This window comes from Variovorax sp. dw_308 (genome assembly GCF_019207085.1).
GTDB lineage: Bacteria > Pseudomonadota > Gammaproteobacteria > Burkholderiales > Burkholderiaceae_C > Variovorax.
This window is the reverse complement of the sequence record NZ_JAATOM010000013.1, coordinates 143,889-169,066: the sequence shown is the minus strand read 5'-3', so window position 1 is coordinate 169,066 and position 25,178 is coordinate 143,889. Positions and strand designations below refer to the sequence as shown.

General features: G+C 65.4%; 24 protein-coding genes and 7 pseudogenes. 10 read left to right on the top strand and 21 right to left on the bottom strand.

The window, feature by feature from the left end:
* Window positions 1-31: 31 nt before the first annotated feature.
* The 9 genes and pseudogenes from ccmI to HCU76_RS23515 form a co-directional block, all read right to left on the bottom strand.
* Window positions 32-1,234, bottom strand: coding sequence for a c-type cytochrome biogenesis protein CcmI (gene ccmI, locus HCU76_RS23555; protein ID WP_213958979.1), 1,203 nt, complete (start codon window positions 1,232-1,234; stop codon window positions 32-34).
* Window positions 1,231-1,668: a cytochrome c-type biogenesis protein gene (locus HCU76_RS23550; protein ID WP_213958980.1), complete on the bottom strand. Its 438-nt coding sequence runs from the start codon at window positions 1,666-1,668 to the stop codon at window positions 1,231-1,233. Before HCU76_RS23550 ends, ccmI begins: the two co-directional genes overlap by 4 nt.
* Window positions 1,665-2,186 (bottom strand): DsbE family thiol:disulfide interchange protein, encoded by a 522-nt coding sequence (locus tag HCU76_RS23545; RefSeq protein WP_256354389.1) that lies wholly within the window; start codon window positions 2,184-2,186, stop codon window positions 1,665-1,667. The genes HCU76_RS23550 and HCU76_RS23545 overlap by 4 nt, the downstream gene beginning before the upstream one ends.
* Window positions 2,183-4,183, bottom strand: a complete 2,001-nt coding sequence (locus tag HCU76_RS23540) for a heme lyase CcmF/NrfE family subunit (RefSeq protein ID WP_218510743.1) — start codon at window positions 4,181-4,183, stop codon at window positions 2,183-2,185. The genes HCU76_RS23545 and HCU76_RS23540 overlap by 4 nt, the downstream gene beginning before the upstream one ends.
* Window positions 4,180-4,638, bottom strand: coding sequence for a cytochrome c maturation protein CcmE (ccmE, locus tag HCU76_RS23535; RefSeq protein WP_213958983.1), 459 nt, complete (start codon window positions 4,636-4,638; stop codon window positions 4,180-4,182). Before ccmE ends, HCU76_RS23540 begins: the two co-directional genes overlap by 4 nt.
* The gene (ccmD, locus tag HCU76_RS23530) at window positions 4,628-4,768 is read right to left on the bottom strand and encodes a heme exporter protein CcmD (RefSeq protein WP_213958984.1); all 141 of its coding nucleotides are present in this window, start codon (window positions 4,766-4,768) and stop codon (window positions 4,628-4,630) included. Before ccmD ends, ccmE begins: the two co-directional genes overlap by 11 nt.
* Window positions 4,765-5,536, bottom strand: a pseudogene (ccmC, locus tag HCU76_RS23525) (heme ABC transporter permease CcmC). Before ccmC ends, ccmD begins: the two are co-directional and overlap by 4 nt.
* Before the next feature lie 11 nt (window positions 5,537-5,547).
* A pseudogene (ccmB, locus tag HCU76_RS23520) lies at window positions 5,548-6,152 on the bottom strand (heme exporter protein CcmB).
* A 25-nt stretch (window positions 6,153-6,177) separates the two neighbouring features.
* Entirely contained in the window at window positions 6,178-6,627 is a 450-nt protein-coding gene (locus HCU76_RS23515; RefSeq protein ID WP_371319887.1) for an ATP-binding cassette domain-containing protein, read from the bottom strand.
* A 50-nt stretch (window positions 6,628-6,677) separates the two neighbouring features.
* On the opposite strand from HCU76_RS23515, the pseudogene HCU76_RS23510 reads away from it, so the two are divergent.
* Window positions 6,678-7,265, top strand: a pseudogene (locus HCU76_RS23510) (IS21 family transposase); the annotation flags it as partial.
* Window positions 7,255-8,058: an IS21-like element helper ATPase IstB gene (gene istB / locus HCU76_RS23505; RefSeq protein ID WP_213958985.1), complete on the top strand. Its 804-nt coding sequence runs from the start codon at window positions 7,255-7,257 to the stop codon at window positions 8,056-8,058. The pseudogene HCU76_RS23510 and the gene istB, both read left to right, overlap by 11 nt.
* A gap of 196 nt (window positions 8,059-8,254) precedes the next feature.
* Here istB and HCU76_RS23500 read toward each other — a convergent pair.
* Window positions 8,255-8,668 (bottom strand): annotated as a pseudogene (locus HCU76_RS23500) (sensor histidine kinase); the annotation flags it as partial.
* Window positions 8,669-9,149: 481 nt separating this feature from the next.
* Between HCU76_RS23500 and HCU76_RS23495 the strand changes: the two are divergent.
* Window positions 9,150-9,869 (top strand): Crp/Fnr family transcriptional regulator, encoded by a 720-nt coding sequence (locus tag HCU76_RS23495; RefSeq protein ID WP_213958986.1) that lies wholly within the window; start codon window positions 9,150-9,152, stop codon window positions 9,867-9,869.
* 222 nt (window positions 9,870-10,091) lie between these two features.
* Here HCU76_RS23495 and HCU76_RS23490 read toward each other — a convergent pair.
* The 8 genes and pseudogenes from HCU76_RS23490 to HCU76_RS23460 form a co-directional block, all read right to left on the bottom strand.
* A pseudogene (locus HCU76_RS23490) lies at window positions 10,092-10,243 on the bottom strand (transposase); the annotation flags it as partial.
* A 162-nt stretch (window positions 10,244-10,405) separates the two neighbouring features.
* Complete coding sequence (locus HCU76_RS23485) at window positions 10,406-11,575, bottom strand: amidohydrolase family protein (RefSeq protein WP_345944793.1); 1,170 nt, start codon at window positions 11,573-11,575, stop codon at window positions 10,406-10,408.
* On the bottom strand, window positions 11,572-12,006 hold the full coding sequence (locus tag HCU76_RS23480) for a cupin domain-containing protein (RefSeq protein ID WP_213958987.1): 435 nt from the start codon (window positions 12,004-12,006) through the stop codon (window positions 11,572-11,574). Before HCU76_RS23480 ends, HCU76_RS23485 begins: the two co-directional genes overlap by 4 nt.
* A 141-nt stretch (window positions 12,007-12,147) precedes the next feature.
* Entirely contained in the window at window positions 12,148-13,392 is a 1,245-nt protein-coding gene (locus tag HCU76_RS23475; protein WP_213958988.1) for an MFS transporter, read from the bottom strand.
* Window positions 13,393-13,420: 28 nt separating this feature from the next.
* Entirely contained in the window at window positions 13,421-15,070 is a 1,650-nt protein-coding gene (locus HCU76_RS23470) for a bifunctional 3-(3-hydroxy-phenyl)propionate/3-hydroxycinnamic acid hydroxylase (protein ID WP_213958989.1), read from the bottom strand.
* A 44-nt stretch (window positions 15,071-15,114) separates the two neighbouring features.
* Window positions 15,115-15,393: a hypothetical protein gene (locus tag HCU76_RS36765; RefSeq protein ID WP_256354376.1), complete on the bottom strand. Its 279-nt coding sequence runs from the start codon at window positions 15,391-15,393 to the stop codon at window positions 15,115-15,117.
* Complete coding sequence (locus HCU76_RS23465; protein WP_256354375.1) at window positions 15,372-16,061, bottom strand: VOC family protein; 690 nt, start codon at window positions 16,059-16,061, stop codon at window positions 15,372-15,374. Before HCU76_RS23465 ends, HCU76_RS36765 begins: the two co-directional genes overlap by 22 nt.
* 92 nt (window positions 16,062-16,153) lie before the next feature.
* Window positions 16,154-16,993, bottom strand: a complete 840-nt coding sequence (locus tag HCU76_RS23460) for a fumarylacetoacetate hydrolase family protein (RefSeq protein ID WP_213958990.1) — start codon at window positions 16,991-16,993, stop codon at window positions 16,154-16,156.
* 159 nt (window positions 16,994-17,152) lie between these two features.
* On the opposite strand from HCU76_RS23460, the gene HCU76_RS23455 reads away from it, so the two are divergent.
* Window positions 17,153-17,890, top strand: coding sequence for a TetR/AcrR family transcriptional regulator (locus HCU76_RS23455; RefSeq protein ID WP_213958991.1), 738 nt, complete (start codon window positions 17,153-17,155; stop codon window positions 17,888-17,890).
* 316 nt (window positions 17,891-18,206) lie between these two features.
* Complete coding sequence (locus tag HCU76_RS23450; protein WP_213958992.1) at window positions 18,207-18,383, top strand: hypothetical protein; 177 nt, start codon at window positions 18,207-18,209, stop codon at window positions 18,381-18,383.
* Between the two features lie 358 nt (window positions 18,384-18,741).
* Here the strand turns inward: HCU76_RS23450 and HCU76_RS23445 are convergent, their stop codons facing one another.
* Complete coding sequence (locus HCU76_RS23445; RefSeq protein WP_256354387.1) at window positions 18,742-19,635, bottom strand: transporter substrate-binding domain-containing protein; 894 nt, start codon at window positions 19,633-19,635, stop codon at window positions 18,742-18,744.
* A gap of 150 nt (window positions 19,636-19,785) precedes the next feature.
* A pseudogene (locus tag HCU76_RS36755) lies at window positions 19,786-20,025 on the bottom strand (DUF4158 domain-containing protein); the annotation flags it as partial.
* Window positions 20,026-20,178: 153 nt separating this feature from the next.
* Between HCU76_RS36755 and HCU76_RS23440 the strand changes: the two are divergent.
* Both HCU76_RS23440 and HCU76_RS23435 read left to right on the top strand, forming a co-directional pair.
* A pseudogene (locus HCU76_RS23440) lies at window positions 20,179-20,787 on the top strand (transposase); the annotation flags it as partial.
* An 82-nt stretch (window positions 20,788-20,869) separates the two neighbouring features.
* Window positions 20,870-21,730 (top strand): IS5 family transposase, encoded by an 861-nt coding sequence (locus HCU76_RS23435; RefSeq protein ID WP_213958994.1) that lies wholly within the window; start codon window positions 20,870-20,872, stop codon window positions 21,728-21,730.
* A 70-nt stretch (window positions 21,731-21,800) separates the two neighbouring features.
* Here the strand turns inward: HCU76_RS23435 and HCU76_RS23430 are convergent, their stop codons facing one another.
* Window positions 21,801-22,418, bottom strand: coding sequence for a hypothetical protein (locus tag HCU76_RS23430; RefSeq protein ID WP_218510741.1), 618 nt, complete (start codon window positions 22,416-22,418; stop codon window positions 21,801-21,803).
* A 100-nt stretch (window positions 22,419-22,518) separates the two neighbouring features.
* Between HCU76_RS23430 and HCU76_RS23425 the strand changes: the two genes are divergently transcribed.
* From HCU76_RS23425 to HCU76_RS23415, 3 genes are all read left to right on the top strand, one after another.
* A complete protein-coding gene (locus tag HCU76_RS23425; protein ID WP_218510740.1) occupies window positions 22,519-22,992 on the top strand; it encodes a VOC family protein in 474 nt (157 codons plus the stop codon).
* Between the two features lie 68 nt (window positions 22,993-23,060).
* Window positions 23,061-24,029, top strand: coding sequence for a flavin reductase (locus tag HCU76_RS23420; RefSeq protein WP_213958731.1), 969 nt, complete (start codon window positions 23,061-23,063; stop codon window positions 24,027-24,029).
* 61 nt (window positions 24,030-24,090) lie between these two features.
* Window positions 24,091-25,080 (top strand): tripartite tricarboxylate transporter substrate binding protein, encoded by a 990-nt coding sequence (locus HCU76_RS23415; protein WP_213958732.1) that lies wholly within the window; start codon window positions 24,091-24,093, stop codon window positions 25,078-25,080.
* Window positions 25,081-25,178: the final 98 nt, after the last annotated feature.

Here is a 25,178-nt window from a genome sequence, read left to right as displayed (position 1 = left end):
CAACCAATAGCGCGAGACCACAAGTCCATGGTCACTTGACCTGTTCGTCAGCGAGCAAGGCAAGGTTGTCTTGCCCGAGCGCGACGTCGCGCACAGCGCCATACAAATCGCCTTGTTGGGGGGACGCCTGACCAGAAATGCTCACCCGCACTTCGATGGTCAGCGGCGAAAAGCGCGATAGCGGCCGGTCGGGTGACATGGCCATGCTGTCGTCGAGAACGAAGCGAGCGGGCAGGTCCTTGGCAGAAAGGCGCAGCACGGCGAGCGGCATGCGCCCGGCCGACGGCGCCCGCGCCAGCACGAACACGGTGGCTTGCGGTGGAACCCGGTCGCGCAACGTCGACGCGATCGATACGGTGCCGCCGACATGCGCAGCGACCGGCGGGTCGGTGGACGCTTTCGGCGGATCCAGTTGCGCCAGGTTGGCCTCGATGTCGCGCAACGCTTCGGAGTCCTGCGGCAGTAGGCCCCGTACTGCTTCCCACCGCACGCGCGCCTGGGCTGTATCGCCGCGCTGGTAGGCCGCCATGCCGGCCAGCGCCAGCGCCTTGGGGTGCTGCGGATCTATGGCCAGCGCGTCGTCGATGGCCTCCTGCGCCGGGCCGCCAAGGTCGCCTTGGCGGGTCGAGCCGAGCGCATCCGCGTAGTCGGCCAGCAGTTGCGGCTGGCCCGGCGCCAGTTCGATGGCCTTACGATAGGCCAGCACCGCATCGTCGTAGCGCTGCAGGACTTCGTACGAACGCGCCAGCACGATCCAGCCTTCGAGGTCGGCCGGGTGCGCCTGCAACCGCGCGGCCAGGCCCGCCACCATCTGCTCCAGATCCTGGCCCGAGCGCTCATGCGCGCCGGCTGGGCCGGCGGCCAGCGCAGCGGCGGCGCGCGGATTGCCAACTCGCTGGTAGAGCAACAGCGCCGCCGCCGGCAACGCCAGGCTCAGGCCGAGCGCCACGCCCCACGCCATCCAGGGCCGGGCAGGGCGCGTGGCAGCCGCGGGCTGCGCAGCTTCCTCGAGCCATTGCCGCTGAAGTTCCTCAATGGCCTGAGCCCGATCTCCAGCGTTCAGGGCCTGTGCATCCAGGTCGCGTCCGAGCTGCGCCAACTGATCGGCGTAGACGCAGCGCGCCAGCGCCTGGCGCGTGATGTCCGCCGTCCCGGTGCTTCTGAAGAGCGGTGGCAGCACCAGGGCCAGCGCCAGTGCGATCAGCGCGACCACCGCCAGCCAGAGTGCGATCACGGCTCGTCACCCTCCAGCCAGGCTTGGACGCGAAAGCGCTCCGTGGGCGTCAACGGAGGCGGCGCCGCACGTTGGCGGCGCTGCACTATGCGCGCCAGCAGTGCAAGCCCCAGCATCAGGAGCGCGAAAGGCCCCAGCCACAAGAGCCAGGTCGAGGGCCTGAACGGTGGGTCGTAGCGCACGAAAGCGCCGTAGCGTTCCTCGAAATAGTCGCGGATCTGCGCCTCGCTGCGGCCCCCAGCCAATTGCTCGCGGATCTGGCGGCGCATGTCGGCCGCCAGCGGCGCATTCGATTCCGCGAGGGTCTGGTTCTGGCAGACCATGCAGCGCAGGTTGGCGGCCACCGCGGCTTCGCGTTCCTCGAGGCCGGGGCCGCCCTGTGCGAGCCGCACCGCCGACAGCAAGGCGAGCCCCATGAGCCAGCGGCGCGTCATTGCAGGCTCCGCACCAGCGGCATCAGTTCGTCGCGCCAGATGTCCGGCGTCACCGGGCCAGGATGTCGCAGGCGGATGCGGCCCTCGCGATCGATCACGAAGGTCTCGGGCACGCCATAGACCCCATAGTCGATGCCGATGCGGCCATCGCCATCGACCGCCGAGGCGCGATAGGGATTGCCATTGCGGCTCAGCATCGCGCGTGCGGCATCGACCTGGTCCTTGTAGTTCAGGCCGTAGAGGGCGACGCCATCGCGGCGCGCTGCCTCCTGCAGCACCGGCAGTTCCTCGCGGCAGGGCGCGCACCAGGAGGCCCACACGTTGAGCAGCCAGACCTGACCGCGCAGCGTGTCGGTCTGCAGGCGTGCTTGCGGGTCCTCCAGCAATGGCAGGTCAATGGCCGGGGCCGGCTTGCCGACCAGTGCCGAGGGCAGGCGGCGGGGATCGCGGCTCAGTCCCACGGCCAGCAGAAGCGCCAACACCAGGAAGATCGCCAGCGGCAGCTTGAAGCGCATCAGATGCCCTCCCGCGGCAGCGATGGCAGAGCCACCGGCCCGGGCGCAGCGCGCGTGGCGCGCGCCAGCCGGTAGCGGCGGTCGGTGGCCGCCAGCAGCGCGCCCAGCGCCATCAGCAGGCAGCCGGCCCAGATCCAGGTCATGTACGGCTTCACATGCAGGCGCATGGTCCAGGCGTCGTTCCCGGCGGGATCGCCCAGCGCGACGAATAGATCGCGCGTCGGCCCGACGTCGATGGCCGCTTGCGTCAGCGGCATCTGCTGCGCCCGGTAGCTTCGCTTCTCCGGATGCAACGTCATCAACTCGTGGCCGGCCCGGCTCACCACTACGCTGGCGCGCTGTGCGTCGTAGTTGGGGCCGCGCACCGGCGCGACGCCGGCGAAGCGGAAGTCGTAGTCGGCCAGCGACACCGTCTCGCCCACCCGCAAGCTCAGTTCGCGCTTGCTCTCGAATCCGTCGGCCAGCGTCACTCTGAAAATGAAGACGCCGATGCCGGCGTGAGCCAGCAGCATGCCCCACCAGCCACGCGGCTGGCGACGCGCGCGCGTGCGCCAGTCCCCCGCGCCTTCATGCAGGCGCTGCCAGGCATGAATGCCGGCGCTGCCCAGTGCCCAGCCGGCCAGTAGCAAGGCGAAGGTGGAGACCGGCGCCCAGGCGCGCTGCTCAGCCGGAAGCGCGAACGGCCACAGCAGTGCAACCGCCCCCGCGACAGCCAGCGCCCAGCGCAGGCGCCGCGCCAGTTCGGGCACGTGGGCGTTCTTCCAGCGGGCTACCGGCCCGACGCCCATCAGGAAGATGGCCGGTGCCATCAGCGGTATGAACACCGCTTCGAAGTAGGGCGGCCCGACCGAGATCTTTTCGCCGCGCAGCACGTCCAGCGCCAGTGGGTAGAGGGTGCCGAGCAGCACCGACATGGCGGCCGCCGTCAGCACCACGTTGTTGGCCAGCAGCATCGATTCGCGCGACAGCAGAGCGAAGCTGCCGCCCATGCCGATGCGCGGCGCGCGCCAGCCGAAGAGCAGCAGCGAGCCACCCACCACCGCCACCATGAAGGCCAGGATGTACAGGCCCCGGCCCGGATCGACGGCAAAGGCATGTACCGAGGTCAGCACGCCCGAGCGGACCAGGAAGGTGCCCAGCAGGCTGAGCGAAAACGTCAGGATGGCCAGCAGCACCGACCAACTGCGAAAGGCCCCGCGCTTCTCCGTGACGGCCAGCGAATGCAGCAGCGCGGTGCCGGCCAGCCAGGGCATGAAGGAGGCGTTCTCCACCGGGTCCCAGAACCACCAGCCGCCCCAGCCGAGGACGTAGTAGGCCCAGGCGCTGCCCAGCAGGATGCCCAGGGTCAGGAACATCCACGCGGCTGCCGTCCAGGGGCGCGACCAGCGCGCCCAGGCGGCATTCAGCTCACCCGAGAGCAGGGCCGCGATGGCAAAGGCAAAGGCCACCGAGAAGCCCACGTAGCCCATGTAGAGCATCGGCGGATGGATCACCATGCCCGGGTCCTGAAGCAGCGGATTCAGGTCGCGTCCTTCCAGCGCTGGCGGCATCAGGCGCGTGAAGGGGTTCGACAGGAACAGGATGAAAAGCAGGAAGCCCACGCTCAGCCAGCCCATCACCGCTAGCACGCGTGCCACGAAGGCCGGCGGCAGTTGCCGGCTGAAGCGCGCCACCGCCAGCGTCCATGCCGCCAGTATGCACAGCCACAGCAGCATGGAGCCTTCGTGCCCGCCCCACACCGCGGAGAAGCGGTAGGCGGCGGGCAGGTCCGTGTACGAGTTGGAAGCGACGTACAGCACCGAGAAGTCGTTCTGCAGGAACGAAGTCGCCAGGCACGCGAAGGCCAGCATGGCCATGGCGAACTGGCCCACCGCGGCCGGCCGCGCCACCGCCATCCAGCCGGCCACGCCCCAATGCGCGCCGGCCAGCGGCAGGCTGCCCTGGACCAGCGCCAGCAGCAGCGCCAGCACCAGTGCGAACACACCGAGTTCGGGGATCACTGCGCTGCCTCCGTGGCGGCGCGTGCTTCCGCCGGACGCGCCTGCTTGAGTGCCGTCGCGGCTTCGGGCGGCATGTAGTTCTCGTCATGCTTGGCGAGCACCTGGGTGGCAGCGAAACTGCCGTCGCCCTGCAGGCGGCCGGACACCACGACACCCTTGCCCTCGCGGAACAGGTCGGGCAGCAGGCCGCGGTAGCGCACCGGCACCCGCTGTGCCCGGTCAGTCACCACAAAGCTCAGCGCCAGGCCATCCGCGGCCTTTTGCAGCGATCCTTCCTCCACCAACCCGCCGAGCCGGAAGGCGCCATTGCGCGGCGCGGCGTGGGCCGCCACCTGGCTCGGCGTGAAGAAGAACACCACGTTGGACTGCAGCGAATCGAGAACCAGCCAGGTCGCCGCGCCCAGCACCAGCAGGCCGGCAGCGACGAAGGCCAGGCGCCGGTTCCTAGGTTTCATCCTCTGCCTCCCGTGGCGGTGTCTGCCCGCGGCCGCGCCGCGCCACGTGCCAGACCTCGCAGGCCAGCAGCAGCAAAGGCAGGGCGTACGCCACGACGATGAACAGGAGATGGGCGCCGGCTTGCGTCATGCGCGCCTCGCCAGTGCATCGCGTTCGGCGATCAGGCAGCGCACCCGCGCCAGCGCGACCGCCACCGAATAGGCCCAGCAGGCGAGCGCCATCAGCAGCAGGCCGAGCACCATGGTATGCGCCATCGTCGGCGCGGCAGTGAAACTGATCGAGGCCCTTTGGTGCAGCGTGCTCCACCATTGCACCGAGAAGTAGATGATCGGCACGTTGACGACGCCGGCCAAGAGCAGGATGGCCCCGGCCCGGTCGGCGCGCCGCGGATCGTCGATGGCCGAGACCAGGCCCAGGTAGCCCAGGTACAGGAAGAGCAGGATCAGCTCGGAGGTCAGGCGCGCGTCCCAGACCCACCAAGTGCCCCCAGGTCGGCTTGCCCCAGGCCATGCCGGTCCACAGAGCGATGATGGTGAACAATGCGCCGGTCGGTGCCAGGGCGCGCGCCATCAGCGGCGACAGGCGGGTGTGGAAGACCAGGCCCAGGGCCGCATGGAAGGCCGCGACCAGGTAGATGAACATCGACATCCAGGCCGCAGGCACGTGAATGAAGATGATGCGGTAGACCTCGCCCTGCTGGTGGTCGGTGGGCGCCACGACGAAGCCGACGAACAGCCCGGCAACCGCGAGCAGGGCCGCGAGCGCGGCGAACCACGGCAAGGCGCGCCCGGCCCAGTGATGGAAGACCGGTGGCGAGGCCAAGCGCCGCCAGCGGCCGCGAGGCGCGCCGTGCGCCTCGCGCCGCAACGTGGGTTCGAGGGGGCGCAGGCCGTCCATCGCTCGGCCCTTCATTCGAGCGCCAGGCGCAGCGCGGATGCCACGGCCCAGGGACACAGCAAGGCCGCCAGCAGCAGCCAGGCCGCCAAGATCGACAGGTGCGGGCCGGCCGGCATGCCCTGCTGGCTGGCGCTGACCGCGCCACTGCCGAAGACCGCACCGGCACGCACAGCGGCAGCATGATCAGCGCCAGCAAGGCGTTGCCGCGCAGGCCCAGGGTCAGGGCGGCACCGAGCGCACCCAGCAACGACAAGGTCGGCGTGCCCAGCAGCAGTGAGGCCAGCAGCACCACGATCGCCGGCGTCGACAGTTCGAACTGCAGGCCCAGCAGCGGCGCTACCAGCAACAGCGGCAGGCAGGTCACGAGCCAGTGCGCCGCGACCTTGGCCCAGACTAGGCCGAGCAGGGAGCGGGGAGACAGCAGCAGTTGCTCCAGCACGCCGTCCTCCAGTTCCGGCAGGAAGAGCCGGTGCAGCGAGACCGGCAGCGCGAGCAGCGCCGCCACCCAGACCACGCCCGGGCCGATGGCACGCAGCAGGGCCGGGTCGGGCCCGATGGCCAGCGCGAACAGCGTGCCCACCACCACGAAGAACAGCAGTGCGCCGAGCGCGTCCATCGGCCGCCGCGCCGCCGTGCGCAACTCACGGCCGATGATCGGAATCATGGCGGGAGCCATCGTGAAGTCCGTCCATGTCCAGGGCATCGCCGCCGCCCGCTCGGTGCGTCGCCAGCACCGCCAGGCCACCGCCTTGGGCATGCTCGGCCAGGCAGGCTTCGAGCACCTGCTCGCCGTCCGCATCCAGGCCGGCATGCGGTTCGTCCAGCAGCCACAGGGGGCGCTGGCTCAACAGCACGCGCGCCAGCGCGAGGCGGCGGCGCTGGCCTTGCGACAGCAGCCGCACGAGGTCGTTCTCGCGCCCGGCCAGTTGCAGCCGTTCCAGCACCATGCGGCTGGCAACGGCGTCGGGCCGGCGGCCGGCGATGTGCAGCGAGAAGACGAGGTTCTCGCGCAGCGTGAGTTCGCCGCGCAGTCCGTCTGCGTGGCCGAGGTAGGCCAGTTGCCCGGTGAAGTCCGCGCCCTGCGCCGCGATCGCGCGGCCTTGCCAATGGACTTCGCCGCGCGCGGGCGGCAGCAGGCCGCGATGGCTACGTCGAGGAGGTGGCGCGGGTCAGCAGCACCTGCCTGGTGTCGGTGGCGCGCAACCGCTACTCGGTGCCGTGCGAGCTGGCCGGGCAGATGGTCAGCACCCATCTGTATCCGACGCGCGTGACGGTGGTGGCCGGCGATGCCGTCGTGGCCGAGCACGAGCGCCTGAGCGACAAAGGCAAGACGCGCTACGACTGGCAGCACTACATACCGCTGGTGCAGAGGAAGCCGGGGGCGCTGCGCAACGGGGCGCCGTTCGCCGACCTGCCGCCGGCATTGCAACGGCTGCGCCGCGGGTTGCTGCGCGAGAACGGTGGCGATCGCGTCATGGCCAAGGTGCTGGACCTGGTGCCGACGGCGGGACTGGAGGCGGTGCTGGTGGCCGTGGAGTTGGCGCTCGACGGAGCGCCCCCGTCCGGGCGGGTGAGCGTCGAGCACGTCATCAACGTGCTGGGGCGTCTGAACGCTGCGCCGCGGCCGGCCAACGTGGTGACGTCGCTGCAGGTGCTGACGCCGCCGAGCGCCGACACCGCCCGCTACGACCGGCTGCGCGACATCCAGGAGGCCGGCCATGACGCGTGACGTGATTGCCGAATTCAAGGCGCTGCGCCTGCACGGCATGGCCGGGACTTGGGCGGATCTGCTGGAGCAGAACAAGGCCGAGCTGGAGCGATCGCGCTGGCTGGTCGAGCAGATGCTGCGTGCCGAGACGACCGAACGTGCCACGCGCTCGGTGAGCCACCAGATGAACGCAGCAAAGTTCCCGGTGCATCGGGACTTGGCGGGCTTCGACTTCGAGGTCTCGCCGGTGGACCGCAAGCTGGTGATGCAGTTGGCGGAAATGGCCTTCACCGACGAGGCGCACAACGTTGTCCTGGTCGGCGGGCCAGGTAGCGGAAAAAGCCATCTTGCGACCGCCATCGGCGTGGCGGGCATCACGCAGCACGGCAAGCGCGTGCGCTTCTACTCGACGGTCGATCTGGTAAACGCGCTGGAGCAGGAGAAGGCCCAAGGCAAGGCCGGGCGCATTGCCGCGAGCATGCTGCGCCTGGACGCGGTGGTGCTCGACGAGATGGGATACCTGCCCTTCAGCCAGGCTGGAGGAGCGTTGCTGTTCCACTTGCTCTCCAAGCTCTACGAGCACACGAGCGTGGTGGTGACGACCAACCTGGACTTCGCCGAATGGTCCAGCGTGTTCGTGGATCCGAAGATGACCACCGCGCTGCTGGACCGGCTCACGCACCACTGCCACATCGTGGAGACGGGAAACGAGAGCTACCGCATCACTCACGCCACGGCCAACTCGAAGAAGCGCATCCGCGCTCGGGAGCAAGAACGCAAGGAAGCCAAAGCGCCACCAGCGAACCTCGCCTGATCGACCGCAGGCAGGGACAAGGCGCTACGGGCTTCGCCCTCCGCGCCTTCTGAGACCGAACAACCGGCTTCAACAAGCAAGGCAAGAAAGGGGGAACGAGCTACAGTTATCCACAGTCGGCATCCACGATGCCGGCATCCGTCCCCGGGTCAAAGTTCAACCGGCAGGGTGGGTCAAAATTCAACCGGCGCCGACAAGCGTCCGCAATGGCATTGTCCAGGCAGCGATTCAGAGTGCGGAATTCCCCGATGGCGAAGGGGGCGTCGCGTTCAAAGGCAAGATCCGTGATCGCTTGGCAAAGGTCGCCATAGTCATGAACGACCTGATCCACCGTGTAGCCTAGCTTCAGCAGTTCCTTGCCATGGGCAGCGGCGCCCACCCCCATTTCCGACAAGTCTATCGAATCTCCGCCTGAGGGCCCCGAGATCCTGATGCTTTCCGCGGGCTTGTCAGCATCTTCCGCTTCAAGGGTTTTGATCAGCTGGTCGAGGAACAACGGAATGCCGTTTGCCAACTGTTTTTCAGTGGCGGAGCGCTGAGGCCTCAGCGCAACCTTCGACTTGCAGCGTGAAACCACCTCCTCCCGATTGTTGGCGAGAAAGTTACGCATGCTCCAGTCCTTGGCTTTTGCCGGTTCATTTATCGGATGCCGCCCATTTGTTCTTCAAAGGCGTACGACTTCTTCTGTAACTGTTTGAGGAAGACCAGTCTGTGCGGTGTCGAACATACACGGTGCCGCACACGCGAATTCGCTTGCAACATTGCCGGCGCGCTGGCTATGTCACGGGGGTGCCCGTTGCGTGCGGGAGGGCCGTGCGCTGCTCCGCCGCATCTAGTCTGCGCGACCGCTCAACGTCGCTGGCGAGCGCGCGAGGGTGCTCATTGGCATTCTCATCGCGCGGTCCCCCGGCGAGCTGCCCGAACTGGTCAGGTCCACTCACACCCGCCTGATATGGAACACTCCGGCCGCAGTCACTGTGCGACACCGCACACAGTCGCTCCGCGATGCCTATACTGGATTTCATCGTGAGCAATGCGGTGGACGCGGCTCCGACTGGATCTTGGTGCCTGTCTTATTGCGGAGTTGCGTTATGCCCAAGTCCCCCGACCCCCTGGATAACCACTTGCTGTGCACATTGCCCGACGCCGAGCGGAAGCGGTGGTTCCCGGAACTCGAATCGGTCGACATGCCATTGGGACAGGTGCTCTACGAATCGGGCAGGGCGCTGAGCCACGTGTACTTTCCGACCACCTCGATCGTATCGTTGCTGTACGTGATGGAAAGCGGTGCCTCGGCCGAGATCGCGGTGGTGGGCAACGAGGGCATCGTCGGTATCTCGCTCTTCATGGGCGGCGAATCTACGCCCAGTCGCGCCGTGGTCCAGAGCGCCGGCCATGGGTTCCGATTGAAGGCAAATCTCATGAAAAAGGAGTTCAACCGGGCCGGCCCGGTGCTGCACCTGCTGCTGCGCTATACCCAGGCATTGATCACGCAGATGGCGCAGACGGCCGCGTGCAACCGGCACCATTCGCTGGACCAACAGTTGTGCCGCTGGCTCCTGCTGAGCCTCGACCGCCTGCAGGGCAGCGACCTCGTGATGACGCAGGAGTTGATCGCCAATATGCTCGGCGTCCGGCGCGAGGGCGTGACGGAGGGGGCGCTCAAGCTGCAGCAGGCGGGTCTGATCCGCTATGCGCGAGGTCACATCTCGGTGCTGGATCGCGCGGGGTTGGAGAAGCGCACCTGCGAGTGCTATGCGGTCGTCAAGTCCGAGTACGACCGGTTGCTTCCGGCGACCACCGCGACCTGAGGGCTTGCGAATGCCGCAGGGAAAAGGGACGCACCGGGTCTGTTTCGACTTCTAAGTACGGTGATGAGCAAGCGAAAGCTGCACGCACTGGTGGTGTGGCCTAGCGAAGCAACAAAGGGCGAGCAAGCAACTACGCGTTGGTTTTGAAATGGTGTATCAGTGCCCCCCGGCCGACGCCGATGATGCTGACCTTGAGCATCCACTCGCGTGCGTCCGACTTGGTGCGGCCCGATCACCTGGTGACGAGCCCATGAAGAGGTAGTTGGATCTTCCAAGAGCTATGCCGCGCAGGGCGCGCTCGGCTGCGTTGTTGTCCACCTCGATGCGATCGTCGTCGCGATAGCGGTTAGCGATTTCCAGCGCGTCAGCGCATAGCGCCAAGGATCTTGATCGCCCGCCGCAGGTTGTACGCAAGAACCTGCAAACTCATTTCGGTTCGCACGTTCGGTAAGGTCTTCGTCAGGAAGCTTCGAGCGGGAGGCGTGCAAGTGGGTTTAGGCCGACACTTCGGTCCTCGACCTCGTTGCCACGCGTGATCAGCTTCGACGCTCAGCTCCGCCGCTGATAGCGAATCGAGGAAACAGCCGGATCGCGTTGCCCTTTGCGATGGCCTCGTGCTCGGAAATCGTCAAGCCCGTGAGCGTGCGAAAGCTCTCGACATTGGCTTCGATGCCTGCCGCCGGGGTGAACGGGAAATCGCTGCCGAACAGGATGTGGGTCGTCGATGTCAGCCGGCGCAGCCGCTCAATAGCAGCATCGCTCGCCGATCCAGCCAGGTCGTAGTAGAGCGAAGCGAGCACACGGTTGACCTCCGCTGCGCCGCCGGCTGGCCGCTGGTTCAGGAATGGGAGCGACGAGAACGCCGCGATTCGCTCGGCCACCGCGGACAATGCGCCGCCCGCGTGCGGAATGATCATGCGGATGTCCGGATAGCGGGCCAGTGTGCCGGCAAAGATCAGGTCGGTGACGGTGCGTGCGGTGTCCATCGGGAATTCCAGGATGGGCGCGGGTCTTCCCAGTCCCACCGCTTCCAGGCATGGGGGCGAGGTCGGATGCAGGAACAAAGTGGCGCGCCGTCGGTTGAGGTCCGCAAAGATCGGATCTAGCCGCGCGTCGCCCAAATAGATCCCATGGACATTCGTTTCCATGACGACGCCGTCGAGGTGAAGCACCTCCAGTGCGTATCCAATTTCGTCCAGTGAGGCCTGGATGTCCGGCAGCGGCAAGGTTGCAAAGGCTCCAAACCGGTTGGGTTTGCTCTTTACCAAGGTGGCCGCGAATTCGTTGACCTCCCGTGCCAGTCGCCGTCGCGCCAGCGGATCCTTGAGGAATCCGACCGTCGGGGAGGAGACCGACAACATCGACGCCTCGATGTCATGTCGATCCATGTGCGCGAGTGCCTTTTCTTCTGACCACTGCGGCACGGGAAAACCTCCATCAAGCGTCACCAACCCTTCGTCAGCCAACGCCTGTGCATACGTCGGAGGCAGATAGTGCGAGTGCGCGTCAATCAGTCCGCAGGTGCACCGGAGGCCAGCGTTGCTTGCACCATTGCCCTTGGCGGCAACGAGCGGGACATTCGCCGCCACTTCCGATGGCGGTTCAGCGGCGGCGACGGAGCCGCCTCCAGCAGCGAGGGCCACCGCAACCGACACTGCCTTGCCGAGCGCAGCGCGACGCGCAGGATCTCGTGGTTCGGCGCTCACGCTATGACCCGCGAGCCCCACGGCGTTGGCGCTGGCACCGCGCACGGCCCATCTGCCTCGATGCTCCCGAACGCGGCAGGCCCAACGACTTCGAGATATTCCATGTCGGGTGAATAGTCGAACAGGAAGTGTCGGATGCCCGGTGCCTGATGCACGCAATCCCCGGCCTCCACCAGCGTGTTGCGATCCTCGTACATGAAGCGCGCCCAGCCCTTCAGCATGTAGACGATGTGAAACTGTGCCTCGTGTACATGCCAGCCAGTGCCCTTCTCGGGCTCTTGATTGGCGCGCACCAACTGCGCCACGACGCGACCACCCGTCGCTTCGTCGACGCCCAGATCTCGATAGGTGAAGAAGTCGCGCAGACCTCCACAGACAAAGGATGTGTCGCTCGGTTTGTTGTGGGAAAAGCAGGTGGAAAGTTCAGTCATGGACAATGCTCGCAAAGTAGGTTGAGACGAAATGAGAGAGCCGTGGCGCGGCGAAAAAACAAGCTAGAAATCGCCCAAGACGCACGGTGAAGTCGCGGCCCGGATACGCCCAAGAATTTGTCGTCGCGCGTGGCGGCGGTATCAGCCGCGCCGGGCGGGCGCGGTCTCTTTGAGCAACAGCGTCACCACCAATCCGACCACGAGCGCGATCGCAGCCAGATGCATGATGTACTGGATGCCATAGTGGTGGGCCACGTAACCCGCAATGACCGGTGCAATGCCGCCGCCGAAGATTTCGCCGGTGCCGATCACGATGCCAGAGGCCGTCGACATGAGCGTGGCCGGGACCGACTCCGCGCTGATCGGACCGACGGTCAGGCAGATCATGCTGAAGATGAAAAAGAGCGTCGCGGCCAGGCTCGCGAAGAGCGCGAAGGGCTCGGCCCCGGCGTGCATCAGGAAGTACAGGCCGATGGCCGCTCCGCAGACTGAAATGATCATCACGGGCTTGCGTCCGATCCGGTCCGACACTGCCGGCATCACCGGCGTGCCCAGCGTGCCGCCGAAGCCGATGGCCGACAGCACGTAACCCATCTGCTCCAGCGTCAGGTGCAGATAGTCGATCAGGTAGCTGGGCAGCAAGGCGCTCAGCACCACCAGGTTGGTCAGCCAGCACAACATGCCGATCATGTTGAGCGGGATGTTGCGGTACTTGAAGACGTCGCTCCACGGGTGGGCCGCTGCGTCGTGCGTCGCGGTGTGCGCCGCAGCTGATTTCGGATCGGGATTGCGAAGTCCGCGGTAAAGCAGATAGGCAATCACCAAGCCTGGGATGGACACCATCGCGAAGATCCAGTGCCACTCCACGACCTTCAGCAACTGCGTGACCAGGATCGGTGCGATGCCCAGGCCGAACAGCGGCAGGGCCGCCTGCTGGATCCCGACGTTCATGCCCTGACGGCTCGGCTTGGACGCGTCGATGGTGGCGACGATGCTGGCCGGCGTGTAGGCGCCCTCCGCCACGCCCATCAGCGCGCGAATGATCATCAGGCTCCCGACGCCGGTGGCAAGTCCGCTGAGGCCTGCCAGCAGCGAGAAGACGATGATCGCAGGAATGATCACCTTGCGATGCCCGAGGCGGTCAGAGAGGTTGCCCATGAAGAGCGCAGCGACGCCCCAGGCGATGGCCAGCACGCCGGTGATCTGGCCGAGGTCCTGGTAGTCGAGGTTCAGCTCCTTCGAGATCACCGGGAACAGCGGCAGGATCATGAAGCGGTCGATGCCGACCAGGCCGAATCCGAGGCACAACAGGGTGACGGTCTTCCATTCGTAGCTAGAGCCCCTGTGCGCAGCCGGGCTCGGCTGGATGGCGATGTGCGTGGTCATGGCTTGCTTCCTTCGGTAATGGGAGTTTTCAGGCGTGCTTGGCCAGCCGCTCGTCGACTTGCGTCGGCGACGCAGTCCACGCGCGATCCAGCCGCACCCCGTTGCGCTGCAGGTCAGCGGCAAGGTCGTCGACCAGTGCATTGACGCCGTCGACCTTGTCGGTCGCGCCGTAGAGGTAGAAGTCGGGCCGAACGAGCATGACGTCGATGCCGTGCTGCGTCATGTACGGGATGAACTTGTCGTCAAGGTCGACCAGCACGCCCGCGTCGGGTTCTGTCCCGCGCGCAGCGATCTGCACGCGCTTTGCACCGAGCTTGTCGAGAAAGGCGCGCTGTTTTTCACCGAGCGACGCCTCGACGGCGGCGCTGCGCGATACCAGCACGAAGCCCAGTCCGGCCAGGTCGTCGAAACGCCCCTCGCGGTCACCGGCCACCATCCTGCCGTGCGGGCTGAGCAACCCGGCCGGCGCTTGCACGGCACCATCGGCTCCGCGGCGCAGGATGCCGTCCGTCAGGCAGGGAAAGGCGGGCGGCGGCGGCGCCTCGCCGCTGAAGAAGGCCTGGTCGCGTTCAGCTGCCTTGGTGGCATCCGGGATGCAGATGATCTTGCCCAGATACATCGACAGGTCGATGACGTCGCTCACATGCGGCCGCCGCTCCGGCTGGTAGGTGTCGAGCAGGCTGTCGTCGGCCTTGCCGTCAAGCACCAGGTTCAGCTTCCACGCCAGGTTCCAGTCGTCGCGCAAGCCGGCGCACATGCCCTGCCCCATGAAGGGAGGCATCACGTGCGCCGCGTCACCGGCGATCAGCATCCGGCCCCTGCGCCAGGTGTTGGCGAGCAGCGAGCGGAAGGTGTACACCTTGTGCCGCACGATGGTGGCCTGGTCCGGCTTGACCCAGGGTGCAAGCAGATCCCATGCGACATTCTCGTGCTCGAGTTCCTCGCGCGTCTCGTGCGGCAGGCGCATGAACTCCCAGCGCCGGAAGTAGCGGCCGTCCTTGACGCCGGCAGGCACGATCGTCGTCGGACGCGTCGGGTTGCACCACTGCGCCGCTGGCGGAATGTCGAGCGTCACGCCCTCGTTCGGCAGCACGTCGATCACGAGCCAGTCAGCCTCGAACCCGCGGTCCTCTTGGGTCGACCCGATCGCCTCGCGCACCAGGCTGTTGGCGCCATCCGCGCCGATCAGGTATTTGGCGCGCACGGTGCGGCGTTCGTCGGTCTCGAAGTCGCGCACCACCAACTCGACGTAGTCTGGTGTCTGGGTCGCTTCGATCGCTTCCCAGCCGAGGTTGAGCTCGACGTTGGGGCAGGCTTGAACGACGTCCTCGAACATCTTCTCCAGCGTGGGCTGATGTACGAAGTTGACTTCCGGCCCGCCGGAGATCGACTCCGACTCCCAATCGATGGCCAGGAGTTCCTTCCAGTCGGCGTTGAACCAGCGATACATCGGTCCCTTATGGCTGACCGCCGGGAGATCCTTGCTCATGCCAAGGGCCGACAGCACGCGGTACAACTCGTGGTCGATGCAGACCGCACGCGGCAGCGCGAAGCGAATCTTCCAGCGTTCGAACACGGCCACGCTGCGACCTTGGCGCGCCAGCGCAAGGGCCATGATTTCGCTGACCGGGCCGTAGCCGATCTGGACAACGTCGTAGAGGGGAATATGTTGGCTCATGGTGGTGTGCTCCTGGTGTTAGTGCAAGTCGGTGGATCCGTGGGTCAGCGGTTCGCGAGTTCGTGGTTGGAAATGAAGTCCTCGGGCAACGCGGGCCCCCAGACATAAAGGGAGTCCTCGCCCGGATGGTCTGCCGAAGGCCACGCGTTGTCGGGCGAAACGAAGTCGATGTCGTAGGAGTACTCGGCGTAGCTGCCCCACGGGTCCCGCACATAGCGGAAGTAGTTGGAGCCCAGCACATGTCGACCGATGCCCCAGCCTCGCGCATAGCCAGCTTGGGCCATCTGCTGCGTGCCGATACCTACGGCGTCGATGGAAGGCACGCACCACTGCTGTGGTGCAACCCCAGGCCTTCGGACTTCGCCAAGGCGATGAGATGGTGGTCGCTGCCGTGTGGGCTGTGCATGAAGGCGATCACGGATCCGGACTTGTCCGAAAGTCGCAGACCCATCACGTCCTCGTAGAACCGGCGAGCACTATCCACGTCCGCGCTGAACAGCAGGATGTGCGATAGATAGAGCGGGCGCGCCGCCTGCGCTTTGCTGCGGCTCGGCGAGCGGCCGACGTTGGCGCTCTCGGGCGGAAATTCGCGCGGGGACGGCTGCGAGGGAGAGGATTTCTCGGCGACGCGCAATTGCACTGCCAACCCATCGGGCCCCTGGATCCAAAGCCCATCCGTGCCTGCGCCGGAAGGTGGCGCGATACGTTCAGCGCCCTGTGCAGCCAGGTGCTCCTCGTAGCGAGCCAGATCATCTGCGTAGATGCCGAGACTGAGCCAAAGCAAGCGCTTGGTGTCGGCTCGCACAATGCGCGCCCAACGATGCGGATGGCCGAAGGTATAAAGAGCGAGCGCGCCGCGCTCATCTCGTGCGTCCAAGCCAAAGCTTGAATAGAAGTGCCGCGCCACTTCAAGGTCGGGCACGCCGAAGACGAATTCGTCGACGGAGTGCACAGCCAACAGCGGTTCGTGCTTGCCCTGGTTCTGAGTCATCGTGGTCTCCTTGGATTCGGGCAAAGCTGCGCCCGCGACCGTGCGGTGCACGGTCTTGTCTCTCGTTGGGATTTGCGTCCGACCGCGGCGGGTCAGATCACTTGCTGGCGCTGTGTGCCGAGCGGACCGGCACTGAGGGTCATGACGTCGCCACGGCGCAGGAAGACGGGATTGGGCTTGACGCCGAGCCCGACGCCTTCCGGTGTGCCGGTGATCACCACGTCGCCAGGCAGAAGGGTCATGAACTGGCTGAGGTACGAGACGATCTCGGCCACCGGGAAGATCATGTCGGCCGTGTTGCTGCGCTGCCGGATCTCGCCGTTGACTGCCAGTTCGAGGGGTATTCCTTGCGGGTCGGGCAGTTCGTCGCTGGTCACGAGCCACGGGCCGATCGGGCCGAAACCGTCGAAGCTCTTGCCTTTGCCCCATTGACCGTTGCGCTTGATCTGCCAGTCCCGCTCTGACACGTCGTTGGCCAGGCAGTAGCCCGCGACGTGTGAAAGCGCGTCGGCCACCGAAACCTTCTTCGCTTGGGTGCCGATCACGAAGCCAAGCTCGATCTCCCAATCTCCAGCTTCCGAGCCTTCGGGCAGTTCCACGTCGTCATTCGGGCCTGCCAGTGAGGTCAGCGCCTTGGTAAAGACGACCGGCTCCTTGGGGATCTCGAGGCCCGATTCCGCGGCGTGCTTGCGGTAGTTGAGACCGATGGCGACGAACTGCCGCGTACCGGCCACCGGGGTGCCGAGCCGGGCACCAGCGGGCACCAGCGGCATCCGGGCCAAATCGATCGCCTTCAATGCTTCGAGCTTCGCGGGAGCCATCCAGTCGGGCGTGAAGTCCGGGACGAGGAGGGAAAGATCGCGCGCTTGTCCGTCTGAGTCGAGCGCTCCAGGTTTTTCTGCCCCAACGGGGCCATGGCGTAGCAGCTTCATGGTGTTTGCCTTCTGGGTTGATTTAGACTGTTTGTCTAGAACGAACTCTATCCGATATGACGATTTCGTCAATATGACATGGAGGGCAAAATGACAGGGATTTCCCTAGGTGACAGGCACGCTCATTCCGGCCGGGCATCTCGTGTACGCTCCACGCCGATGGCAAACGTAGAGAGTGAGCTGAAGGTCGAAGACCACCGCGTGAGGGTGGGTGTGCAGCGCCGCGAGAAGACGCGTTTGCGCCTGCTCGAAAGTGCACTGGCGGTGTTTAGCGAGAAGGGGCCTGATGTCGCCGTGATTGACGACTTCATCGCGGCCGCGGGCGTGTCGCGCGGCACCTTTTATAACCATTTCAAGACCACCAACGAGCTGCTGCTCGCGCTCGCTACCGCGATGAGCGACGAAGTGCTCCAGATCGTCGATCCGCTGGTGCTTCACCTTGACGATCCGGTTGAACGCTTCGCGGCCGGCACGCGCCTTTACATGCAGATGGCCTTGCGCTATCCGGTATGGGGCAGCTTCATCACGCAGGTTGGAACGCGCATCGCCACCCGTGGCCAGATGATCGACATCTATCTCACGCGAGATCTTGAACTTGCCAAAAGCCAGAACCGCTTGACGGTCGACAGCGTGCGCGTGGCACGTGACATCGTGCTCGGCTCCATCTTCTACGGCATTGAGACCATGCTGACTGAACCCACGCGCGCGAACCACCCGGAACTCATCCTGCAAAGCGTGCTGGTCGGCTTCGGCCTGACGCCTCAGGAAGCTGATCGCATTGCCTTCATGCCGCTCGAGATTCCGGGCGCGGTGGAAGGGCCGATCATTTCAGGGCTGAAGGCCAGCGTTAAGCGTTCGGGATCTTCCGCGAAGCGCCAGCCAAAGACGGCAAGTTGAGCATTGGTCTACAGCGGCTAGGAATCGATCTTTTACGGCTTCGCAACACCTGCGAATATTGGCGCTGAAAAGACTGCTTCTCTGATCTGGCACCTCGTCGATCAGTCACCTACACGAGAGCCTGGCTGCGACAAGATAGACCTGGCCCCGCGATGCCATTGCGGCGCTGGACCGCGTGGCGCTGCCCCCGCCCGCGCGAGCAGTCTCGACAGGCTTCCGCGCCGCGCCTGTTTCTCGGCGGCAGCCTAACCGATCGGCCGCGTGTTCTCCCGCGTCACATGAAGCAGGGCGCGCGCATATCTACGGCAACGGCGCCTTGGGCGCGGAGGTGCTGCTGGCCTTCATCGCCGCGCTGGAGATCGGCTGCGGGCTCGCAACCGTGGGGGCGCCCGACTTCCACAACCGCGGCTTCCATCCGACCGCGCCGTGCGGCACCTTCATCGCGGCGGCCGGTGCGGCAACCCCGGCCACGAAGTCCTTCGTCCAAGGGTGACGCCTATCCGGATCGGCCGATCCAGATCATCGTCGGCTTCCCGCCGGGGCAGGCCTCTTACATCGGCGCGCACGTGCTCGCCGCCCGGGTTGGCGAGGAGCTCAATCAGACCGTCATCGTCGAAAACATTGCCGGCGCGATGAGTGGCTCTGCATCCACGTGGCACAAGCGTACCGCAAGGCATCGGGCGCCGACGCCTGTTCAACTCAAGCGTATTCGGACCTGTTGGCGATGCCGCCCGGGCACGCTCTGAGCGACGCAAGCTTCTTCGGTTTAATTCCCGAGAAGAGCGGGCTCCTCGACACGCGCTTGGGGCACGGGTCGCTGAGCGCAGTGCGGCAGGCCGGGCTTGCCGTACTCAGGGCTTCTCTTCGTAGGCCTCGGCCGGTCGGTCGTTCGGAGACTGGAACGCCGCTTTCAGAGAATCGCTCAATGGAATGTTGATGATGGCGTTGCGAGGCGGAATCGGTGCCATGAACCACTTCGCATAGAGCTTCTCGAGCGCACCCGAAGCCATCACGTCGCCCAGATAAGCATTCACCGCGCTCTTGAACGCCACGTCGTCCTTGCGCAACATGATCGCGATCGGCTCGATGCCCAGCGGTTTGCCGACGATCCTGAAATCGCCAGGGTTGCGCGCATTGGCGATGTTTCCGGCCAGCGTGTTGTCGTCCATGGCGAATGCGTCGGCGCGTCCGGTTTCCAGCAGCAGAAAGCTTTCCGCATGATCCTTGGCCAACACGATGCTCAGGCCGAAACCCTTGTTTTCCTGCTCCAGCTTGCGCAGCCGCTGCACCAGCGTCGTGCCGGTGGTGGTCACGATGGTTTTGCCCTTGAGCTGCTCCGCCGACTGGACGCCGCTGCTTGCCCGCACCGCGAACCGCGCCTCGGTGATGTAGGTGGTGTTGGCGAACGCCGCCTGCTGCTGGCGCGCGCTGTTGGTGGTGGAGCCGCACTCGATGTCGATGGTGCCGTTCTGCAGCAGCGGCACCCGGTTCTGCGAAGTCACGGCCATCTGCCGGATCGCCAAACCGGGCAGCAGCTTGCCGAGCATCTGCTCGCACAGTTCGACGTGGTAGCCGACATAGCTGCCGCCCAGCGAATACGACAGGGGCGGCGAGGCTTCGCGCACGCCCATGGTGATGGTGCCCGCCGCCCTGGCCTTGGCCAGCGTGCCCCCGCTGTCCTGCGCGCTGGCACCCGCCACGGCGAGCACCAGTGCCGCGCCGATGAAGATCGATCGGTGGTTCATGATGATGCAAACCGTGCCTGTCAAGCCGCCAGCGCGACGGGGGCCGGGCTGGCAATCTCGTCCAGGCTCTCGCGCAGTGCGCGGTCGAGGATGGCGATGGCGCGGTCGATCTCCGCGTGGCTCACGGTGAGCGGCGGCGCAATGCGCCAGCGTTTCGGACACGTACCGCAGCAGATTGCGTGGCAACACCGAAAAGCGATCCATCGGGCGACCGCACGCGCGCAGGAACAGGAGTTGTAGCGCGGCTGCGACTCGCCGGTCGGATCTGAACCGCAGGCGGATCGCCTCGACATCATGAGTTCCAAGCTGGAAGAACTGCTGGAGGTCGAAGTCCGTCAGGCGACCGGGCAGCGCTTCCAGACCGACGAAGCGATAGACATAGGTGGACATGACCGACCAATTCAGGCTGTCGGCGCACTGTACATGGGGACCGGCGGCCACCGAGGCGCAGCGTTCAGGATCCTGCGCCAGCGCCTGAAACCCGCGCCAGACAAGGCTCTCGGGGCAAACCGTATCAAATTACACGGAAAGGACGATCACCCCAGAAGGCGCTTCCTCGAAGCGCTCGCACAGCTGCACCGTGCGGGCCGCCTGCGGTTCTTTGGCGAGTTTGCTGCGTTGACCGGCGCGAACGCCTTTGCGGCCTGGCTCGCGCCGCTGCGCAAGTGCGAATGGGTCGTCTACGCCAAGCGACCGTTCGCGGGTCCCGCAGCGGTTCTGGCCTACTTGTCTCGCTACACGCACCGCGTCGCCATCTCCAACAGCCGGCTTGTTGCCATGGACGAACAAGGCGTCACCTTCCGTTGGAAGGACTATCGGGCCAAGGGCCGCACCCGGCGCAAGACGATGACGCTCGATGCCGATGAGTTCATGCGCCGCTTTCTGCTGCACGTGCTGCCGAGCGGCTTCCATCGCATCCGACACTACGGGCTCCTGGCCAACGGCAATCGCGCTGCCAGCCTGGCGCGCGTCCGCGATCTGCTGGGTCAAGAGGCTGACTCGCGCGCGCAAAGCGCAAGCCTTGATACCGAGCCCTGCCATGCTCAACCGACCTTCGTCTGCACGCACTGCGGCGCTCCGATGATCATCTTGCTGACGTTGGCTCGCGGGCAGCCGATCCGCGCTCCGCCACTGCAGGCCCGGACTCCATGACTATGCGGCAACCTAAGAACTTATCCGTAAATAGATAAACTGTCGATCCGAGCCGCATTGGGCGCGGCGATGGATCAAGATCTTGGCGAAACGTATCGAGTCGTGGGTGGTAAGCGATGAGTTCTGGCAGCGGGTGGAGCCGCTGATTCCCGCGCGCTTGGCGGCAGAGAAAATCTACATGCGCAAGCCAGGGGCCGGGCGACCACCAAAGCCGGCTCGACTGGTGTTCGAGGCGATCGTCTACGTGCTGCGTACGGGCTGCCAGTGGAAGGCGCTGCCCAAGGAGCGCTTCGGCAGCGCAAGCGCCATCCACAAGCGATTTCTTGAGTGGGAGGCCGCGGGATTCTTCGAGGCTCTTTGGAAGGCGGGCTTGGCCGAATACGACCAGATGCAGGGCATTGCCTGGCGCTGGCAGAGCATCGACGGCGCGATGATGAAGGCGCCACTGGCACAGGAAGCCGCGGGCCCCAACCCGACGGATCGGGGGAAAAAAAAAGGAAGCAAGCGCCACCTGTTGGTGGACGGCCGTGGCGTCCCGTTGTCGCTCGTCGTGACAGGGGCCAACGTCCATGACTGCAAGAGGCTTGACGACGTGCTCGCAGCCATCGTCGTCAGGCGCAAGGATCCGCCATATCGGCGACACAAACATCTGTGCGCCGACGCGGGCTACCGTGGAGCCGAGCACCTTCGCACCATCGAGCGCAACGGCTACATCCCTCACGTCGTTGGTCGAGGCACCGAAGCCGACATCAAGCGGCGCGATCCGACCAAGAAGGCACGACGCTGGGTCGTCGAGGTCTGCCATAGCTGGTTCAACCGCTTCCGCAAGCTGCTCGTACGCTACGAGAAACTCGAGCGCAGCTTCGTCGCCCTCAACCACCTTGCTGCCGCCATCATCGCCTTCCGCAAGGTACCTGCCGACGTCAACATAATTTACGGATAAGCTCTAAGTGTGATATCGCTGACCCGGCACCTCGCCAGCGACGCACGTGGCAACTGCGCGGCAAGGGTATTCAACCGATAGCGGCGCGTGTCACAGCCGCGCGCGCTTTTGGCGCAAGGCACCTGTAGACTGTTGGCGGCGCATAGCCGAGTGAGGAATAGCACCTGCGGCAGTGCTTGCAGCGAAAAGGTGCATCCAGCAACTGTGAGTCGAGCCTGAAGGCGGAAGATCGACCGCAGCGCCGACAGACATCGCGCAGCGCGTCACCGTGGATCGGGCACCGCGCATGGCGCTCGAGCTGGAATAGCCGGCTGTGATAGGCAGCGCTGATGCAGCTTGGACAAAACCGTAAGAAGGGGCTCGTGTCGTTCGTGGCGTGACAGATGCCCTCGCGCACGATGCGCCGCGAGATGCCGAGCATCCGCGCGACTCGTGCGACATCGATGCTTGCGGGCACGGCACCCTCATAGGGATCGATCGGATGGCTACACAACTGCGACATCACGAGGTGTCCTGGCAATCGATTCATGTGAGCGAATTTCCAGAGCATGCCGACCAACGATTCATAAGGCTGGAGCCAGGTGCGCTGAAACACGTACCCAAGCCGCGGGTCCAACGCGTGTTCATCCAGCGTCAGTATCGGCAGTGTCACGGCGCTGGCCCTTTCATCTCGGCGGTGCAGCGTCAAGCCATCAAGCGATCATTGTCGTCAGCGCATTGCTGACTGCCTGTCGCGACTGGATGTAGCCGCAACTGCGCACAGCAACGTCCCACAAGGCCGGATCGGGTTGACCTTCATGTTCCGCAAGCCCGGCACGCAGGACATCGTGTTTCTCGAGAATCCCGGCCCGCGCCTGCATCACTTCGCCTACACGGTGTCGGATTCGCACAGCATCCTGCGTGCTTGTGACGTCGCCGGCAACATGGGCATGGGCGACGTGGTGGAACGCGGCCCCGGACGACATGGTCCGGCGGGCGTGTTGTTCGTCTACTTGCGCGACCCCGATGGCCACCGGGTGGAACTGTTCTGCGATCACTACCTGCTGATCGACAGCGAGGTCGAGCCGGTGCGCTGGGATGTGAAAGTGCCCGGCCTGACCTTGCGCTGGGGCCTGCCGCCGCAGGAGTGCTGGTTCACCGAAGCGACTCACTTCTCGGGCGTGCCGGTCGCGGAACTGGACGGGAGCCGGCCGCCTCTGGCAACGCTCGAGCGTTACCTGGCGGACAAGGCAAAAACACGCGCCGCCAAGGCTGGCGCTTGATCCTGAGCGGGGCTGCATCCGTAGCCCCGCCCTTGCTCAGGCATCGCCCCCAAGATTGGAGACTCAGGATGAACAGCCCGGTATTGACCCCACCAGATCCGCGCACCTTGCGCAACGCCTTCGGCTCCTTCGCAACGGGTGTGACGATCGTCACCACGTCGGGCCCGGCCGGCTCGGACATCGGCTTGACGGCCAACAGCTTCTCCTCCGTGTCGCTCGACCCACCGATGGTGCTGTGGAGCCTCGCGCGAACGTCCGCCAATCTCGACGCTTTCCGCAACGGCACGCATTTCGCCGTGCACATCCTGTCTGCCGATCAGGAGGCGCTTTCCTCGCGCTTCGCGAGCAAGATCGCAGACCGCTTCGAGGGCGTTGCCATCGAACGCGGGCCGGCCGGCATCCCGCTTTTGCCGGACTGCATGGCCCGCTTCGCCTGCAAGGTGGCCTACCAGTACGAGGGCGGCGATCACGTCATCTTCGTCGGCGAGATTCTTGATTTCAGCCATTCCGCGCGCAAGCCGCTGGTCTTCCATGGTGGGCGCTATGGCATGTTGCTGCCCAAGCAAGGCAATGCATCGGCGCAACCGGTGGACGAGCTCAGCAACCTGTCGGCGGACGATCTGCTGTACCAGGTCTCGAACGCCTACTTCCGGACACGGCAGGCCGTGATCAACGAACTCGAGCACCATGGATGGACATCGGAGGAGTACGCCGTCCTCAGCATCATTGGCCGGGAAGACGGGCTGTGCGTGCCGGAGATCGTGGCGCGCAGCGAGAAGGTTCGCGGGCAGGCGATCTCAACCGCGATCGTCCAGAAGCTCATCGGGCTTGGCTTGCTTCACAAGGTCGACTCGGCAGACGGTGAGGCGAGGGTCAGGTTGACCACCGAAGGCCGCCTTGCGGTCATGAAGCTCATCGCGATACGAAAGTCGAGCGAGGCCGATGTGCAGGGCAACCTGGACCCGAGCGAAGTTCAATTGCTCAAGCACCTTCTGGCTCGGCTCGAACACCCCGCCCATGCAGTGACATCGAATTGAGCGGTCCCACCGCGACGCGGGCTCATCGCGCCGCATATCAAAATAAGTCTGGAGACAAGAAATGAAACGACGGTCCTTCGCTTTTCTGGCCGCAGGCATTGGCCTCGGCCTGGTCGCCCCGCTTGCCTCGGCACAGTCCGATGCGCAGTCCTTCCCGACGAAGCCGGTGCGTATCATTTCCCCTTTTTCCTCGGGCAGCGGACCCGATGCGGCGATCAGGGTCGTTGCGGAAAAACTCGGCGCCAACTGGAAGCAGGGCGTCGTCATCGATCCCCGGCCAGGCGGCAGTGGCTTCCTTGCTGCCAACGTGGCGAAGCAGGCGCCGCCGACGGGCTACGACCTTTTCCTGGCCGACGTGGGCCATCTGGCCATCAACCCCTCCTTGTTCAAGAAGCTGCCCTACGACCCGAAGAACGACTTCGTGCCGGTGGGTGGCTTGCTTCACACATCGTTCTTTATCGTGGTGGGGGCCAACAGCCCCTATCGCACCGTCAAGGATCTGCTGGCCGCAGCCGCCGCCGCGCCGGGCAAGATCACCTACGGCTCCACCTCGGTCGGTGGCCCGCCGCACCTGGGCGCGGCGGAAGTCGAAGCGGCCAGTGGAACCCGGATGACGCATGTGCCTTACAAGGAGATCTCGCAGCTCAACATTGCGGTGTCGAACGGCGAGGTCGACTGGACCATGGGCAGCCTGGCCAGTTCCGGCGCGCTGCTCAAGGGCGGCAAGGTTCGCTTCCTCGCCATTGCGGATGACACCCGGTCGGCCAGTTTGCCAAGTGTCCCGACGCTGGAGGAGGCGGGTGGTCCCAAGGGCGTGCAGGCGCGCAGTTGGGTTGCGTTGATGGCGCCCAAGGGCACGCCGGCTGCCGTGATCGCCACGCTGAACCAGAGCTTGAACGAGGCGCTCAAACAGGCTGAAGTCGCCGAGAAATTCGCGACCTTCGGTTACGTGCCGGATCCGATGACGCCTGCCGCGCTCGCGAAGTTGATCGATCGCGACACAGTGACCTATGAGGCCATCGTCAAGCGCACCGGTGCCAGCGCCGACTGAACCACATGAGAATTGCACGCTACCAATCTGCTGCCGGTACCGAGCGGCTCGGTGTTGTCACGTCGTCATCGGGCAGTGAACTGCTGGTCGATGTCGCG